Origin of the sequence: Alteromonas confluentis, from assembly GCF_001757105.1 — a bacterium.
GTDB lineage: Bacteria > Pseudomonadota > Gammaproteobacteria > Enterobacterales > Alteromonadaceae > Alteromonas > Alteromonas confluentis.
The window spans coordinates 25,146-43,330 of the sequence record NZ_MDHN01000024.1; the positions used below are offsets into that span (position 1 = coordinate 25,146).

Annotated in this window: 11 protein-coding genes; 9 read left to right on the forward strand and 2 right to left on the reverse strand. The window is 47.9% G+C overall.

The genetic code is table 11. The features are described from left to right. The first annotated feature begins 247 nt into the window (after nt 1-247). Nucleotides 248-2,377 carry a beta-galactosidase gene (locus BFC18_RS10265; protein WP_083273012.1) on the forward strand — a complete coding sequence of 710 codons (2,130 nt, stop codon included), beginning with the start codon at nt 248-250 and terminating at the stop codon, nt 2,375-2,377. A gap of 76 nt (nt 2,378-2,453) precedes the next feature. Here BFC18_RS10265 and mdh read toward each other — a convergent pair whose 3' ends face one another. Then, nucleotides 2,454-3,392: a malate dehydrogenase gene (mdh, locus tag BFC18_RS10270; protein ID WP_070125468.1), complete on the reverse strand. Its 939-nt coding sequence runs from the start codon at nt 3,390-3,392 to the stop codon at nt 2,454-2,456. A gap of 225 nt (nt 3,393-3,617) precedes the next feature. On the opposite strand from mdh, the gene argR reads away from it, so the two are divergent. The 4 genes from argR to BFC18_RS10290 all read left to right on the forward strand — a co-directional run bounded on the left by argR (nt 3,618) and on the right by BFC18_RS10290 (nt 10,128). After that, entirely contained in the window at nt 3,618-4,082 is a 465-nt protein-coding gene (gene argR, locus BFC18_RS10275) for a transcriptional regulator ArgR (RefSeq protein WP_070125469.1), read from the forward strand. Between the two features lie 242 nt (nt 4,083-4,324). Then, complete coding sequence (locus BFC18_RS10280) at nt 4,325-5,497, forward strand: efflux RND transporter periplasmic adaptor subunit (protein ID WP_070125470.1); 1,173 nt, start codon at nt 4,325-4,327, stop codon at nt 5,495-5,497. After that, nucleotides 5,497-8,643, forward strand: a complete 3,147-nt coding sequence (locus BFC18_RS10285) for an efflux RND transporter permease subunit (RefSeq protein WP_070125471.1) — start codon at nt 5,497-5,499, stop codon at nt 8,641-8,643. The genes BFC18_RS10280 and BFC18_RS10285 overlap by 1 nt, the downstream gene beginning before the upstream one ends. A gap of 3 nt (nt 8,644-8,646) precedes the next feature. Further along, nucleotides 8,647-10,128, forward strand: a complete 1,482-nt coding sequence (locus BFC18_RS10290) for an efflux transporter outer membrane subunit (RefSeq protein WP_070125472.1) — start codon at nt 8,647-8,649, stop codon at nt 10,126-10,128. Nucleotides 10,129-10,204: 76 nt separating this feature from the next. Here the strand turns inward: BFC18_RS10290 and BFC18_RS10295 are convergent, their stop codons facing one another. Then, nucleotides 10,205-13,375, reverse strand: coding sequence for a TonB-dependent receptor (locus BFC18_RS10295; protein ID WP_070125473.1), 3,171 nt, complete (start codon nt 13,373-13,375; stop codon nt 10,205-10,207). Between the two features lie 916 nt (nt 13,376-14,291). On the opposite strand from BFC18_RS10295, the gene BFC18_RS10300 reads away from it, so the two are divergent. From BFC18_RS10300 to BFC18_RS10315, 4 genes are all read left to right on the forward strand, one after another. Then, nucleotides 14,292-15,086, forward strand: a complete 795-nt coding sequence (locus tag BFC18_RS10300; protein ID WP_245680369.1) for a type 2 periplasmic-binding domain-containing protein — start codon at nt 14,292-14,294, stop codon at nt 15,084-15,086. After that, entirely contained in the window at nt 15,070-16,032 is a 963-nt protein-coding gene (locus tag BFC18_RS10305) for a hypothetical protein (protein WP_245680370.1), read from the forward strand. The genes BFC18_RS10300 and BFC18_RS10305 overlap by 17 nt, the downstream gene beginning before the upstream one ends. A 163-nt stretch (nt 16,033-16,195) precedes the next feature. Next, complete coding sequence (gene udk, locus BFC18_RS10310; RefSeq protein WP_070125475.1) at nt 16,196-16,819, forward strand: uridine kinase; 624 nt, start codon at nt 16,196-16,198, stop codon at nt 16,817-16,819. Nucleotides 16,820-16,834: 15 nt separating this feature from the next. After that, nucleotides 16,835-18,046, forward strand: a complete 1,212-nt coding sequence (locus tag BFC18_RS10315; RefSeq protein WP_070125476.1) for a NupC/NupG family nucleoside CNT transporter — start codon at nt 16,835-16,837, stop codon at nt 18,044-18,046. Nucleotides 18,047-18,185: the final 139 nt, after the last annotated feature.

The window sequence follows — 18,185 nt, forward strand, 5'->3', positions numbered from 1 at the left end:
GAAAACTATCAGCCTTAAAATTAACAATTAATTTACTTTCCATCTTGATAATTCCTTCCCCCTTGTGAGATAAAAACCTTTCACGACATATCTCACTGGGGTTTTACGCGCCTGGCGCCGTTTTCGTTACTCAAAAAAACAATGAAGGTGTCTCTCATCTCGCGCAATTTTTCCAGTGCGCGAGAGTGACATCGATGGACATTACGCCATATCAATCTGGTCAACGTTTAAAAGGAACTACATCACTATGAAAAGTCTCATCACCCGTTTAAGCCAGGCGCTGCTACTCGGCAGCTTGTCTATTACAACAGCGGGGGCCGCTGTACCCGCTGACCTCGAGCAGGACGCGATCTGGTACGGCGTGGCCTATTATGATGAGTACATGCCCTACGACAGGCTTGATAAAGACATTGCCATGATGAAGGCGGCAGGTATTAACGTAGTGCGCATTGGGGAGTCCACCTGGGGCACCATGGAACCCCGGGAAGGCGAGTTTGATTTCTCCCATCTGGATCGCGTACTCGATGCCATGCATAAAGCCGGAATTCGCGTAATAATCGGAACACCTACTTACGCCATCCCGGCCTGGATGGCGAAACGTTATCCTGACGTACTGGCTACTACCGCTGCCGGGCAAAATAAATACGGTACAAGGCAGAATATGGACATCACCAATCCTGACTTCAGACGCTTAGCCGAACGCATGATACGCGCCATGTTAGCCCATGTGAGTGATCACCCTGCCATCATCGGTTATCAGGTTGATAACGAAACCAAACATTACAACACCAGTGGCAAGCAGGTACAGCAAGGTTTCGTGAATTACCTGAAAGAAAAATTCTCTTCTCTGGATGCCATGAACGACGCCTATGGATTGAATTACTGGAGTAACCGGATTAACAGTTGGGAGGAGTTTCCTGAAGTCCATGAATCCGTTTATACCTCCCCCGTCACTTCCATTAACGGCAGCGTGACGGCAGCGTTCGCAGCTTATCAACGTTCGCTGGTCACAGAATATCTGGCCTGGCAGGCAGACATCGTTAACGAATACAAAAAGACGGGCCAGTTTGTTACGCAGAACTTTGATTTAGACTGGCGTGGCTATTCCTACGGCATACAGTCTTCGGTTGACCATTTTGAAGCAGCACAGGCCATGGATATCGCCGGCGTGGATATTTATCATCCGGGACAAAATCAGCTTACTGGAGCTGAAATCGCATTAGGTGGCGACCTGTCACGCAGTATGAAGAACGGGCAGAATTATTTTGTTATTGAAACACAAGCACAGGGGTTCCCGCAATGGACACCCTACCCCGGCCAACTCACACTGCAGGCTTTGAGTCATGTAGCCAGTGGCGCAAATATGGTGGCCTATTGGCATTGGGCCTCAACGCACAACGCCATTGAAACATACTGGAAAGGTTTGTTAAGCCAGGACTATGCTGAAAACCCCACCTACCTTGAAGCAAAACAAATTGGCAATAAGCTGGCTTCGTTAGGCGACAACATCACTTCGCTGGATAAACAGAACGACGTAGCCATATTGTTCAGCAATGAAGCCCTGACGGCTTTTAATGAGTTTTCTTTTGGTTGGGGTGCGCAGCAAAAATATAATGATGTGCTCCGCCCGTTCTACGACAGTCTGTACCGGGCCAACATCGAAACCGACTTCCTCGACCCGTCTAATTTCGCCGACAAAGCCGAAAACTATAAACTCATCATCATTCCCGCGCTCTATTCTGCTGACGACAACGTACTTAATGCGATTGCCGATTATGTTGAAAATGGCGGTCATATCGTAACGACATTCAAAACCGGATTCACTGATGAGAACGTGAAAGTGCGTCACAGCACCCAACCCGGCGGACTTTCAGAAGTTCTAGGCGTAACCTATTCACAGTTCGTGCACCCAGAGCGTGCTAGCCTCAAAACCGAAATGATGAACCAGGAAACCGCTGACGAGCCACTGAAATGGTGGATGGAACTGGTGACAGCGCAGCAAGCTGATGTGCTGGCTACCTACTCGCACCCGGTTTGGAAAGACTATGCCGCCGTTACCCGCAATCAGTTTGGCAAAGGCAGCGCAACCTATGTGGCAACCATGCCCACCGACGCGCAAATTGATGCCATTCTAAGTAGTGCCGCAGCGACCGCAGGATTAACTCGCTCTGAAAATCGTTTCCCTGTAGTAGAAAAAAACGCAGTGAACCAAAAAGGTAAGGCATTACGCTTTCTATTTAATTACTCCGAAAATACGGTGTCAGCCACAATATCTGGGATAGAAGGGAAAGAGTTACTCAGCGGTGAAGCGATTGCCAATCAAAAAACACTCTCGCTCGCCCCGTGGGGTGTGGCCATTATCGAAGTGACTAACTAAAAGAAGTGCTAACACCAAAAACCAAAAAGGCCGACTTAAAAGTCGGCCTTTAACAGATTTGCAATTCGTTTCGGTATTAGCCGTTTACGAATTCAACACCAATTTTGATGTCGCCACGCAGACCTTCCAGCATGTCATCTTTCGCTTTTTGTTCGAAAGCGCTCAGCTCGCCGTAAGGCAGGATTTCTTCAACACCGTTTGCACCTAAACGTACAGGGTGTGAGAAGAATGCTGCGTCGTCGCTGTCGTCAGTTTGAACGTAGGTGTATTCAACCACGTTTTCACCTTGCATAGCAGCAACCAGAGACAGACAGAAGCGTGCTGCAGCTTGACCCATAGACAGAGTCGCAGAACCGCCGCCAGCTTTGGCTTCAACAACCTCAGTACCCGCATTCTGGATACGTGTAGTCAGGCTTGCAACTTCTTCATCATTGAAAGAAACACCTTCAACCTGGCTCAGCAGAGGCAGGATAGTAGTACCAGAGTGACCACCGATTACAGGAACGTGTACGCTTGATACGTCCAGGCCTTTCAGTTCAGCAACGAAAGTTTCTGCACGGATCACGTCCAGAGTAGTAACACCGAACAGTTTGTTCTTGTCGTAAACGCCTTTTGCTTTCAGCGTCTCAGCAGCGATAGCAACAGTGGTGTTTACTGGGTTAGTAATAATACCAACACAAGCAGAAGGACAGTGATCAGCAACGCCTTCGATCAGGTTCTTAACGATACCAGCATTGATGTTGAACAGGTCAGAACGGTCCATACCAGGCTTACGAGGAACACCAGCTGGAATAAGAACAACGTCACAACCGCTAAGCGCATCGCCCAGATCATCTTTACCATGACCGGTAACTTTCACCGCGGTGGGGATGTGGCTCAGGTCAACTGCAACACCAGGAACAACTGGCGCAACGTCATATAACGCTAATTCAGAACCTGCTGGCAATTGTGTTTTCAACAACAATGACAGCGCTTGACCAATACCACCGGCAGCACCTAACACGGCTACTTTCATACCATTTCTCCTATGGAATAGTTACTCGTCAAAAAAACGGAGCGTCACAGTAAATCAACGCGCGTAAAAACTCAATCACCCAATGGTCTTATGCATGCATATTGGGTATAAGCGGCAAGATTATGCATGATTTTGAATGAATATGCACAAATATTGCTTAAATGGAAAGACTACGGCACAATAATAGCGGTTTGTACCCTTAAACACCAAATATGACAGGTAAATATGGCTAATATAAAACAAGAAAAGATGATCAAAGCCTTCAAAGAAATCCTGAAAGACGAAAGTTTCGGCTCTCAGGGAGAAATCGTTGAAGCCCTGAAATCACAGGGGTTTGATAACATCAGCCAATCGAAAGTGTCACGTATGCTGAGTAAGTTTGGCGCGGTAAGAACGCGAAATGCCCGTGGTGATATGGTGTATTGTTTACCACCCGAACTTGGCATGCCTACAGCGAAAAGCCCGCTAAAACAGCTCGTGCTCGATATTGTACACAATAACGTGATGGTCATCATTCGAACCAGCCCGGGAGCGGCTCAGCTTATCGCAAGACTGCTGGACTCACTCAGCCAGAAAGACGGTGTGCTGGGCACCATTGCTGGTGATGACACCATTTTCATCGCGCCAGCCGATGTTACCCAAATTGAAGATCTCAGACAGCGAGTAGAAAACCTGTTCGATAACGTCTGATAAGCCTCGCTACGTTAGTGTAATGACAAAAAGCACCATATCAGGTGCTTTTTTGTTGCCCACCGTTTGTTATCCGTGAAGACGCTGGGCATTTATTAGATTCATCCTATTTTATCGACGTTTTGACTGCTGCAAAACCGACGTTAACCCAGCCTTAACCCACCTTGTCGATACACTCGGCTCCATCAGACTGACGAAACCCCAAGATGTCGTCGGTCCCGGATTTAGACAAGGAACCCGCCATGAAGATCGCCACCACCCTCTGTGTTCTCACCAGCCTGCTTACCCTTTCAGCCTGCAGTGACACAACACAAAATCAAAGCTCTGCGCCTCGCGCCACCGCCGTCAGTGCAATTACCATAGCCACACAAACATTCCCGATTACCCGCACACTACAAGGCCGTGTTGTGGCGCAGCAAACCGCTCAGGTCAGGCCACAGGTGGGCGGTGTACTTGAACAGCGATTGTTTGAAGAAGGCAGTTTTGTTGAGAAAGGACAACTCCTTTACCAGATTGAAGATTCAACCTATCGCGCCAGCGTAAACGAAGCAAAAGCCGATCTGGTGAGCGCGAAAGCGTCTGTGGAGTCAACCCGGCTTATTGATGAGCGCTACCAGAATTTATTAAAGATAGAAGGCATTTCCCAGCAGGATGCCGATAACGCCCATGCAGACTATCTGGTTGCCCAGGCCTCACTGGCAAAAGCACAGGCAGCTCTGGATTCTGCCAATGTGAATCTTGCTTTCACCCGCATTACTGCCCCCATCAGCGGCCGTACGGGCATTTCTAATGTGACCGAAGGCGCATTACTGACTCAGGGTCAGGACACAGCGTTAACCACCATTCGCAAGCTCGACCCGATTTATATTGATATGACAGAAACCAGTGAAGGCGTGCTTGCCCGCCGCGCCATGATGCGGCGGGATGGCGTAACTTCGGGCTCCCGGGACGTTGTCGCCATGCTGGAGAACGATACCGAATATGACGAAACCGGTTCTTTTACCATGCATGAAGTGGCTGTTGATGAAGCCACCGGCTCTATTACCTTACGGGCGACTTTTCCTAATCCGGACGGCATACTCATGCCCGGCATGTTTATCCGCACAAAAGTCACCATAGCGGTAGATGAAAACGCGATTCTTGTACCCCAGCAAGCCGTGCAGTTTGACAATAAAGGTAATGCTTTCGCCTGGGTAGCATCCGGGAATAAAGCAGTGAAAAGGCCGCTGACGTTGCAGGAAGCCACCGGGAATAAGTGGCTGACTGAGTCCGGCATCAAGGCCGGTGAGAAAGTGATAGTAGAAGGCATCGACGGTTTGCAGGACGGCGCAGACATCACCGTTACCGAAGTCACGCTGAACGAAGATGGCAGAGTGGCAGCGCCGAAAGCGAAAAATCATGGAGGAAATGAGTAATGTTCGCCCGATTCTTCATAGATAAGCCCGTATTCTCCTGGGTTGTCGCCATTATTATTATGCTGGCGGGAACCGCATCCATACTCTCTTTACCCATTGCCCAATACCCTGATATTGCGCCGCCTACCGTGAGCATCAGTGCCAACTATTCCGGTGCCGACGCCCAGACCGTGGAGAACAGCGTCACGCAGGTATTGGAACAGCAGCTCACGGGTCTGGATGGACTATTATATTTTTCATCCTCCAGCTCATCTGCGGGTAGCGCCAGTATCTCGCTGACATTTGAGCAAGGAACGGATGCCGATTACGCGCAGGTCCAGGTGCAGAATAAAGTGCAACAGGTGAACTCCCGCTTGCCCTCTGCCGTGCAGTCTGAAGGGGTGACAGTAACCAAATCGCAAAGCGACATGCTGCTTATTGCTGCCGTTTACGATGAAACTAACGCTGACTCTGAGTTTGATATTTCTGATTACATCGCCTCAAACATGCAGGACACCATTGCCCGAACTGAAGGTGTGGGTGATATCAACGTATTCGGTTCGCAGTATGCCATGCGCATATGGCTCGACCCGGCAAAGCTGGCGGCATACGAATTGATGCCATCAGATATTACTTCTGCGCTGAGCGCCCAGAACGTGCAGGTACCCGCCGGTAAAATCGGTGACATGCCTTCACCGGACACGCAGGAGCTAAATGCGACCGTAACGGCTCAGTCCATGCTGCAAAGTGTTTCCGATTTTAAAAACATCATTGTGAAGTCTGACCGCCAGGGCACCGATGTACGGTTATCTCAGGTTGCCCGTGTTGAAATGGGCAGTGAATCGTACACAGCTGTTCCCCGTCTCGACGGTCATCCCGCATCCGGTATTGCCATTATGCTGGCTCCCGGCGCCAATGCCCTGGATACATCAGAACGGGTTAAAGCGGTATTGAGTGATCTGGAAAAGAATTTCCCGGACAACTACAAAATGGCGTTTCCGAAAGACGCTACCCCGTTTATCAAGTTATCGATTCTGGAAGTCGTGGAAACCCTGATCATTGCCATCGTTCTGGTGGTACTGATCATGTGGTTGTTCCTGCAAAACTGGCGGGCTACGATTATCCCTACCATTTCCGTGCCCGTGGTGCTTTTGGGTACATTCGGCATCATGGCCGCAATGGGCTACTCCATTAATACCCTTACTATGTTTGGCCTGGTGCTGTCCATCGGCTTACTGGTAGATGACTCCATCGTAGTGATTGAAAACGTGGAACGGTTGATGTCAGAGGAAAAGATGTCACCCCGGGATGCCACGATCCTGTCTATGAAAGAGATCACCTCTGCCCTTATCGGTACCTCCATTGTGATCTGCGCCGTGTTCCTGCCTATGGCTTTTTTCAGTGGTTCAACCGGCGTTATCTACCGTCAGTTTTCGGTAACCGTGATTTCGTCCATGCTGTTATCGGTATTTGTAGCGTTAACGCTAACCCCCATGCTGTGTGCATCACTGCTAAAAGATACCGGCGCAAGCCGTCAGACAGGGGGCTTTTTCGGCTGGTTTAACCGTATGTTCGATAAGTTTGCCGACAAATATAACCTGCGTGCGGTATCGGCGATTAAGCGCCCTAAATTCTGGCTGGCCGGTTATGTGGTAATTATTGCTGTGATGGGTCTGCTGATGGTGAAACTCCCTTCCAGCTTTTTGCCAGAAGAAGATCAGGGCGATGTGATGGTAATGTTTAACTTACCTGCCGGTGCATCGATTACCCGTACCACCGCCATTGCTGATGAAATTCAGACCTATATTCAGGAAGAAGAATCTGATCTGGTTGATCACTTCTTTACGGTTTCCGGCTTCAGCTTTTCCGGCAGCGGCCAGAACGCGGGTATGGGCTTCTTATCACTGAAAGACTGGGACGAAAGAATCGGCGACGGTGAGTCGGCATCAGACATTGCTGGTCGCCTGATGATGAAGATGAGCGAAATCCGCGATGGCAGTGTGATAGCCATGCTACCACCGGTGATTCAGGGTCTCGGTCAAAGTAACGGCTTTACCTTCGAGTTGCAGGCAGCGGCGGGCACGACCCGTGACGAACTGACAGAAATAAAGAATGCTATTTTACAACAAGCCCGCACCAATCCGCTGCTGAGCGGTGTGCGTGAAGGTACGCTAAGTGAAACCCCGCAACTGGATATCGATATTGATAACGAGAAAGCCGTTGCCATGGGGTTAAGTTTGTCAGATGTGGCCGACACCTTGTCTACGGCCTGGGCCGGTTCCTATGTGAACGATTTCCTGGACCGAGGTCGAGTTAAAAAAGTCTACATTGAAGGCGACAGTAACTACAGCTCCAAACCGGAAGATTTACGCCAGTGGCACGTGCGCGGTACTGACAGTGACGGCAACACCACCATGACCCCGTTCAGTGCCTTTTCCAGCGTCTCCTGGTCGCAGATGCCGCAAACCTTAAGCCGCTTTAACGGTCTGGCTTCCTACGAAATTCAGGGCAGCGCAGCATCGGGCGTCAGTTCTGGCGAAGCGATGGCGGAAATGGAACGTCTTGCCGATGAAGTAGGTAGCGGTAAGGTCACCTATGCATGGTCCGGATTGTCCTATCAGGAAAATCTGTCCGGCGGGCAATCTGTTTACCTGTATGCCATTTCTATTCTCGTGGTGTTCCTGGCATTGGCCGCACTTTACGAGAGCTGGTCTATTCCTTTCTCTGTGATGCTGGTTATTCCGCTGGGATTAATTGGTGCTGCGCTGGCGGCGACTTTCCGTGGCCTGGAAAACGATGTTTACTTTCAGGTAGCGCTGCTCACCACCATCGGGTTATCCGCTAAAAACGCTATCCTGATTGTTGAATTTGCCGAAGCAGCATATGAAAAAGGGCAAAGCGCCGTCGATGCCGCCATTCACGCAGCGGCACAACGTCTGCGCCCAATCATAATGACCTCTCTTACCTTTGTCTTTGGTATTTTCCCTCTTGTCATCGCATCAGGTGCAGGGGCAAACAGCCGGATATCCATCGGAACAGGTATTTTGGGCGGCACGCTTACCGCAACCTTGCTGGCCATATTCTTCATTCCTATGTTTTTCGTGCTGGTAAGAACTGCGTTTCCGGCCAGAAAGCCCGTTTATGACAATGCTGCGGATAAGGAGTAATCAATGCAATCTACCCGTCATTTTACCAAGCTATCTCTGTGTGCTGTCGTTGTCGCACTGTCGCTGAGCGGCTGTGCAACCCTGGCGCCGGATTATGAGCGCCCTGCCTCACCGGTGCCCTCTGAGTGGCCAACAGGCGAGGCTTACACAGATACAACGAAGGTTGAGCAACCTTCGCTGCAGGACGTTAACACCAAAGAAGACAACGCCATTTTGCAGCTTCCCTGGCAGTCCTTCATTACCGACAGCAGAATGCAGAAAGTGATTCAGACGGCACTGGAGAACAACCGGGACCTTCGACAAACCCTTTCGGATGTAGAGGCGGCAAGAGCCACCTACCGCATTCAGCGGGCTGAATTATTTCCTACGGTGAATGCGAGTGTAACCGGTACGCGGGCGAAATCGTCAGACGGCTCCGTAAGCACCAGTTATGAAGCTGATGCCGGCCTGAGCGGATACGAAATCGATCTGTTCGGTAAAAACCAGAGTGCAACAGAAGCCGATAAGCAAAGCTGGCTTTATTCTGTGGAGACAGCCAGAGCGGCGAAGATCACGCTGATTGCCGAAACCGCCAATGCGTGGCTAACGTTAGCGTCGGATCAGAGTTTGCTGAAACTGGCAGAAGAAACCGCAGAAAACGCGCAGAAAGCCATGGAGATCACCCGCCGCCGTAATGAGCTGGGCGTGGACTCAAAAGTCGATGTGCTGGATGCGCAAACCACCTACCACACCGCAATGGCAGATATTGCCAGCTACACCACGCAGGTCGCACAGGATATTAATGCGCTTATGTTGCTCGCAGGCAGTGGCGTAGACAAGCAATGGTTACCTGATGGTCTGCCGGAAAACGATGATTTCATCAGCGTGATCCCGGCAGGGCTGACGTCCGACGTACTGCTCAACAGGCCTGATATACTTGCCGCTGAGCACAATCTTAAATCAGCCAATGCAGATATTGGTGCCGCCAGAGCAAACTACTTCCCATCGGTTACGCTAACCGCAACCGGCGGACTGGCCAGTAATGTACTGGCAGACATTTTTACCGGTGGCGCGTCCACTATCTGGAGCCTCATTCCTTCTGTGTCTGTGCCTATTTTTACCGGTGGTGCCAACGATGCGCAACTTGATTACGCCAAGGCAAATCGGGACAAAATGGTTGCCGCTTATGAGTACAGCATTCAAACCGCATTTTCTGACGTGGCAGATGCACTGGCAAGACGGGGCACCATAGCCCGTCAGCTTGGGGCGCAGCAGGATTTAGTGAATGTAGCATCAGACAGTTACCGCCTGTCGCTGGCCCGCTACGAAAATGGCGTGAACAGCTTTCAGGATGCCCTCACCTCACAACGTACCCTGTACAGTGCACAGCAGTCACTGATTTCTACGCAGCTAATTGATTTAAGCAACCGCATTACCCTTTACCGGGTGATGGGCGGAGGTTTAGGTAACGTTGATAATGGCAATGCAGAAACTGCCGATGAGTAAATGCTGAGGCAGGTTGTTTTACACGTATAAAAAAACCGCCGTAGAAACGGCGGTTTTGTGTTTTATCTAAGTCAACTTAGAAGGTGTAGCGAACACCAATACGCATGAACCACAGTGAAGAATCCTGGTTGATACGCTGACCTTGGTCACCATCGAAGTTGGTGTACAGGTAAGTGCCATCGTCAAGCAGTGATGCATCAACAACTGGGTTGTTGTATTCGAAGTTAACCTGACGGTATACGCCCCACTCATCATTCAACAGGTTGCCCAGGTTTCTGATGTTGAAGAAGATTTCGCCTTTGTGACCATCCATCAGCCCAGGAACTTCCTGAGTGAATTTAAAGTCAACGCGAGACCACCAGTCAGAGTTTTGCTCGTTACGTTCTTGGATACGACCACGCTCTAAGCCATTCTCAGCAACGAATGCGTTGAATGCTTCCAGGTCGAAACCTTCACCGTAAGATACGATTGGATCGTTTTCCAGCGGAACGTACAGCAGGCTGCGGTCTTCCCAAGGCGTTTGGTCACCAAAACCTGGATCGTAATCGAAGTTATAGCTGTAAGGCTTACCTGCTACGCGTTGAGCGAAGATGGTGAAACGAGAAGCATAACCTTCAAACAACTCAGTAGAGTAAGTCAGGTTCAATACGAAACGGTGCTTAGTTTCGTAGTTACTGGTTGCTACGCCTGGTTCGTTGTAATCAACAACAGACTGGTTACCGTAGTTAGAAGAAGCTGTTGAACTGGTCATTGGGCTACCTTCTTCTGCATCAGTGTATGCATACGAGAAGTTAGTGCTCAGACCAAACTCGAAGTCTTTCTTCACGAAGAATGAACCAACAAAGCTATCGCCATCTTCATCTGAGTTAGTCAGCAGGAAGTCTGTTGCAGAACGGCTGCTACAATCAGCAGAATTTACGTCAGCAATACATGCTGGGTCCAGCATGTCGGCATTGGTGTAGATGATACGACCATCAGCACTACGCTCACCGGTATCGATAGCGTTAAGCGCGATAGTTTTCGCAGTGTTCTTCAGCTTAGAGTAGATCACGTCAGCACCAACAAGTACTTCATAACCCAGTTCTTTTTGAATACCTACGTTAAATTTCCAAACGCTTGGTACTTCGAAATCAGGGTCTAATGCATTTACAGCACCGTCACCACCTACCAGTTGCGTTTCTAAGTAGCCAGGGACTTCGTAACCGAAGTTAGCAGTGTTAGAAGCGTCAAGAGCAGCCAATTCCGCCGCAGTATTACCTTCACCACGAGTTACGGTAGTAGACAGAATGCGCATACCATCGTTTGAATAGTTGTTAGACAACCAAACATTTGGGTTACCGCCAGCGAACAGACCTACACCACCGTATACGAAGGTAGAGTCGTCAACGTTATAGTTGAAGTTGAAACGCGGTTGCAACAGGTCGAAATCAGGCTTGGTACCGTTAGTGAAACCGTAGCGCTGTTCAAAACGGCTGTTAGCGTCTGGCGCATCATCACTAGACCAGCTGTCGTAACGCAAACCAAAGGTAACAGACAGATCAGGTGTTACGTACCACTTGTCTTGTAAGTAAACAGCCATGTTCTCGAATGTGAAAGACGCAGCTGCATCGTTCGTATCCAGTGAACCAGGGATGCTCCACTCGATTTCTTGAGCCAGGCCAGCTTCAAAGTCTTCAAGAGTAGCAAATGTGAACAGACCTTCTGAACCAGGGTTAAACAGGTTGAATACGTCTGTTGAGCCGTATTCGATACCACCAAGAATGGTGTGATCGCCAGTGTAGTAAGTACCTGCAAATTTCGCGCTGGTTGTGTCGTAGTTCAGAACGTTAGACTGACGATATTCGTCCGCACCGAAGTGAACTTCGTAACCGTTTACGTCTTCAATCAGGAATTCACCGAAATCAGGGTTGTCAGTGAATGAACGCTGACCATTTTTAATCTTCAGGTGACCTAAACGCATTTCAGTTTCGAAATCGTTAGTCCAAGTAGAGAATAACTGTGCAGACCAAGTAGTCAGTTCGTTACCGCGCTGATAGAAGTGGTCAGTAAATGCGTAACCATCAGAATCAGAGTCAGTAGTAGAAACGGTATTACCGTCTGTGTTCTGGTAAGTCAGTGATGCTCGGTGGTCATCGTTGATGATCCAGTCCAGTTTCAGAAGTACTTTTTCTTCCTTCTCAGCACCAGAGCTAGCGATTGGACCTACAGTGTAACCATATTGGTTCTGAGCAGTAGAAGCGATTTGCTCCAGAGTTGCGGTAGTCAGGCCGTTTAGAGGGTTAGCGAAATTACCGTCTTCAGGACCATACTCGAAAATTTCAGTTGGGTCGTGTTTTTCGTAAGCACCGAAGAAGAACAGTTGATCTTTAAGAATAGGTAGACCAAGCGTTACGCCGTAACGGCTTTCGTCATAATCAGGAACGTCGATGTCACTACCGTCGACGCTGTCGCCTTGCATGCTGTCGCTGGTGTAATCGTAGAACACACTACCGTGAATTTCGTTGGTACCAGAACGGGTAACAGCGTTGATTGCACAACCTGTGAAACCACCGTATTCAACGTCAAACGGAGCAAGCTCAACAGAAACCTGATCGATTGCATCGAATGGGAAAGGCAGACGCTCAGTAGGGTAACCGTTGCTGTTCAGACCGAAGTTATCGTTCTGTTGAACACCATCAACACTCAGGCTGTTGAAGCGGTTGTTTGCACCACCACACTGAATAGCGTTGGAGTTTGTTTGATCGATAGTAATACGCGGGTCAAGTGCCACGATATCTTTAATATCACGGTCAACCGTTGGTTGTGCTTGCAAGTCTTCAGCAGAGAAGAAAGAAGCAGGACCGCTGGTTTCAGTCATCATGGCAGAAGCACGGCCAGTAACTGTGATTTGCTCAACGTCTGTAGAGTTTTCTAATTTAACTGTAAGGTTCAGAGGCTCACCCAGGTTCAGGAAAACATCTTCAATGATGCGCGAACCTTGTGCATCTTCAACTTTCAGAATGTAAGGACCACCAACACGAAGACCACGAGTGTTAAATACACCGTCGGAATTACTAGTTAGTGTTTTTACAGATCCCGTACGGGTATCAAATAAAGTAATCGTTGCGCCGCTTACAGATTGACCTGAAGCTGATACAACCGTACCGCTGATACCAGATGATGTTTCCTGAGCCATTGCTGCTGTGGATAAACCAACAGACATCGCCACGGCTAAAGCTACACGATTTAGCTTAGACTTGTTAAACATGTGTGTGTTTCCCTATCGTAATAAAAATGTACCTGAACGTTGGCTAATTATTGTTGTCCAACATTACGAGATAACTTCTCCCCGCAATTTTGAGCATTCATAATGTCAGAAATGTGACATTGTTTGGTAATTTTTTGCCCAAAATTCACGCAATCCTCTTTAAATCAGAACATATCCCCAGGCTGACTGCCTCTTTTCTATGCGTCTGATTTTAGAAATTCTATCTAGTCCTAGTTTTGCAGATACTTGCCAATTCCAAAGATAAGGAAAGTGACCAGCCATCCTTGCGAATGGCTGGACTAAGTTTCTGACGCCAGGTGACCATAATTCTGACCACTTTGGCTGCTACGGGTCAGCTTCTTTTAGTAGTAGTGTGCGCCCGCATTGTGACTATGACCCAGGAAAAGTCATGCACTTTGGATAATTGACTTTTCCTGAGGTCAGAATCAACAAACGGTAACAACATCAAAACAGAAAAAAATGTTATTACCGGCATAGACTGATAACCGGCAGCAATTCTTATCGAGTTTTATTTCAGCTTTATGACAGTGGAGAAAAGATATTCAATTCTAACGCACTGACTATACTGATTTTTTTATTATTTTTCCGAACACTTGGTCTGGAAAATTTACGCAAAAGCCCGAGAACTAACTGCATGCTGTCAGCTAGGCTTATTCAACGATTAAATTGGTTAGATAAACACCGTTTATTGGAATTCAGCTTCATTGATTAAAAAAACAATTAAATCAACACTTTACTTAACTAAAATAAACTTACCTATTGCATTAAATAAGCTTAACTGGTGAAATCCCCTCATTAAATAAGGCTACGTAACTAAAATCCGTTGAGCAGTTTTTCATTTCTACGCCAATTTCGCACGTCACTAACATTACTCATTGCAGTTTGTTGCGTTGTGGTGGGATTTTTTCAAAGATATGAAGAATTACCTGAGATTTCGCCGCAAACTGGTGAAATTGTACGCTGCAATGAACGCCTTTCTATCAATGGCGATGACTTCGACGTGTATCTCACTGAGCAAACATTCTCGGAGAGTGTATTAACAGCCCTATGCACAAACTCAGTGATAAAACGACAGTTCGGCGATGTGAAAATCACCGTTGGGCAAAATGACTATGACACCTTTCGCTATATAAATCATGGCGTTAGTGATTTAGCGCTGGTTAAGAACAATGTGGTGAATGCGTTCGGCGCAAGCGAAATATACGGTTACCAGGAGTTAGCCTCCCATCCCGACTATACGGCTTACTTCATTGCGCTACGAGAAAAGCCCGAGCTTTCCAAAGAATATCTGTTAGGGAAACGTATCGGTATTCTCGATTATCCCAGCAGCCGCTCCGGGCATATCGTTCCTAAAACCGTACTCAAATCACTCGATTTAAACGACAACAACGTCAGTCTTCACTATTACAGCTCGCACAAAGAATTACGCCGTGGTTTGTTATCTGGTGAAGTCGATATCATTTCTTCCTATTGGGATAAGAATGATGCTGAGACGCTGTCGAAAAGCTACATTACTGCGCTTGAAAACAGTGTAAGTGGGATGCGCTGGTACCTTAAAATGCAAACCCGCAATACCGATTTAAAATGTGCCGTTCAGAATATTATTAAGGAAGTGGCTGCGACACAAACTAAGAAGTACTACCAACAGGTAGATATAAAGGAGCCATGTGCTGATGCAAACGCTCAGTGAAATGACCGCATCCCAATGGAGTAAAGCGGCTGCGGTTGCTTTATTACTGTTTGCACTGTTTCAAAGTTTTATAATGATGGGCCAGACCGTTGGCGCCTATACTGAGCGTCACAATGCCCTTGATCGGATTGAGCGTCGGGTAAGCCTCGACCTCGGCTACCTGGATGTGGGCAATCAAACACTCAACACGCCGGTAAACGATGCCGCTGTTCTTCGCTATTTATCAAGAATTAACGGTTATCTCTACGAACAAGACTATCCCCTTTATCTAAATCAGATTCAGCATGTCAGTATAGATAATCAAACGGCTCACGAATGGTCATCGACCATGTTGATGAAACTGCAGACAGCCGAGCAGCAAATCATAATTGGTCTCACTATGAAGCCTTTATATGCTTCGTTAAGCCTGCATCCATTAGCGATTCTTGCGGCGTTAATAATGGCCCCCATACTCGTGGGCGTTAAGCCAAGAACGCGAAGCAAAAAAGCGGCCCTGAAAGATATTCCTCCGCCGCCGGAGCCGAAGTTATTTATTGATTTAAATACAAAATCAATTGGCAATGGTGTGGATGGCCGGGCCATTCTTATGCAGAACAAGCCGTTTTGCTTCTACACCGCTTTAGTGCGCTACTGCATTGAAAATCCCGATGCCAATCTGCCTCAGAACAAAGATGTTCCTCAGGAACTGATCAATCTCGCTAATCGCGTTTTCTTACGTCTGATCGAGTTGGGGCATACCAAACGTAAAAAGCCCGACTTTAATGCCAATCTCGATAAAACCTTAAGTGAGATACGAGCAGCATTAGACGAAACCTTCGAGCCGTTCCTTGCTGAGAAGGAAAAGTATTATCCGCCTAGAGCACAGGGCGAAGGCTCTCGCTCTAAGCAGCATTCTTTTGCATTACCGCCGATTACTGAAGAGGACATTGTTGTTATCGGAAAATAGTTAACGAACACATAACCACACCTAAATACAGCAAAAATAAGCGTTCAGACTCTCTTCACTGACACGCAAAGTTAGCTGTTCTTCCACCTTATCGTGAATTTTACATTGATTCGCGAGGGTCAAATGCGTATCTTTGCAAGAGATAAATTTTCCCTCTTGAGTTATGCAGTCACCATTAATTATTGCTATTTCCGGCGCTTCGGGCTCTGGTAAGTCACTTTTTACAGAAAATCTGTTAAATGCATTTAGCGCGCAAGGCCGCCCTGTACAGGTACTTCGCGAAGATCATTACTATCGCGCGCAAGATCACTTGCCCATGGAAGCCCGCGAGAAAAATAACTACGATCACCCAAATGCATTTGAGCACGAACTACTCAAAGCGCATTTACAAGCGTTGCGTAAAGGCGAACCCATTCATTATCCGCATTACTGCTTTAAAACGCATACCCGGTTACCCGATACTGAAAGGCTTAACCCTGCTCCAGTAATAATACTTGAAGGTATTATGCTACTAGCAAGACCTGAATTACTGCCGCTTTACGACGTCAAGATTTTTGTCGACACACCACTCGATATTTGCTTAATGCGCAGAATGATGCGAGATGTGAAAGAAAGAGGCAGAACCATGGAATCCATCGCCAAGCAGTATGAAGCGACCGTGAAGCCCATGTATCATCAGTTTATTGAACCCAGCCGATTCACTGCGGATGTGGTTGTCACCCAAGGTGGCAAAAACCAAATAGCCCTGGATGTGATCAAGTCACACATACAACAGGCATTACAATAACAAAGGAAAATCAATATGGTGAGTTTACTGGGCATCGTGCTTTTGCTCGGCATTGCGTTCCTGCTGTCCTCTAATCGTAATAAGATTAACTGGCGCACGGTAGGCGGAGCATTTGCAATTCAGGCGTTAATTGGCGCCTTCATTCTTTACTTCGAGCCTGGTATACAGATGCTACTGGCGATGACTGAGTTCGTCGGTGACATAATCGGTTACAGTCAACAAGGTATCGACTTCGTTTTCGGTGCTGTGGGCAATAAATCTCTCGGCTTTATTTTTGCCTTCAATGTGCTGCCAGTCATCATCTTTTTCTCCTCCTTGATTGCCGTACTTTACTACCTCGGCATTATGAACTGGGTTATTCGCCTTATTGGTGGCTTTTTACAAAAAGTACTCAATACCAGCCGTCCAGAATCGATGTCTGCCGCGGCCAATATTTTTGTTGGCCAGACGGAAGCGCCGCTGGTTGTTCGCCCCTTTATTCCACACATGACGCGCTCTGAATTGTTCGCCGTCATGGTAGGCGGACTCGCGTCTATCGCCGGGTCGGTTATGGCGGGTTATGCCGGTATGGGCGTAGAGTTAAAGTACCTGCTTGCTGCTAGCTTCATGGCTGCGCCGGGTGGACTGTTAATGGCAAAAATTATGTTGCCAGAAACAGAAAGTGCTAAAGACGACCTTAAAGATATTGATGCGTCTGAAACCAGTTATGCGAACGTTTTCGATGCAGCCGCCAGTGGCGCGGCTTCAGGCTTACAGCTGGCTTTAAACGTGGGGGCTATGCTGCTAGCTTTCGTCGCGCTGATCGCCATGCTAAACGGCTTGATTGGCTGGGCCGGCGCATTATTTGGTTATGAAGATGTCACGTTCCAGGGCATTCTCGGTTATGTGCTTCAGCCGCTTGCATGGGCAATTGGTGTACCGTGGAACGAAGCACAGCTTGCTGGAAGTTTTATCGGTCAAAAGTTCGTGGTAAATGAGTTCGTTGCCTACCTGGATTTCCTTCAGCATCAACAAGAGCTCTCTGAAGTATCACAAGCTATTATTACTTTTGCGCTGTGTGGCTTCGCTAACTTTTCATCTATCGCTATTTTGATGGGTGGCATTGGCGCCATGGCGCCAACAAGACGAAAAGAAATTGCGCAATTGGGACTGAAGGCCATCTTTGCCGCCACTCTGTCCAATTTGCTGAGCGCCTCGCTGGCCGGTTTCTACCTTTCACTAGGCTAATACGACAGAAAATCTGAAGAAGTGAGCTGTGCTCACTTTTTTAGCACTATAAATCAGACTAACTGGTCAGCTTTTGTAACAAAAACTGGCCATAGATAAGGGCCGGAATTGACTTATGTCAACGGCATAACCTTTTCGA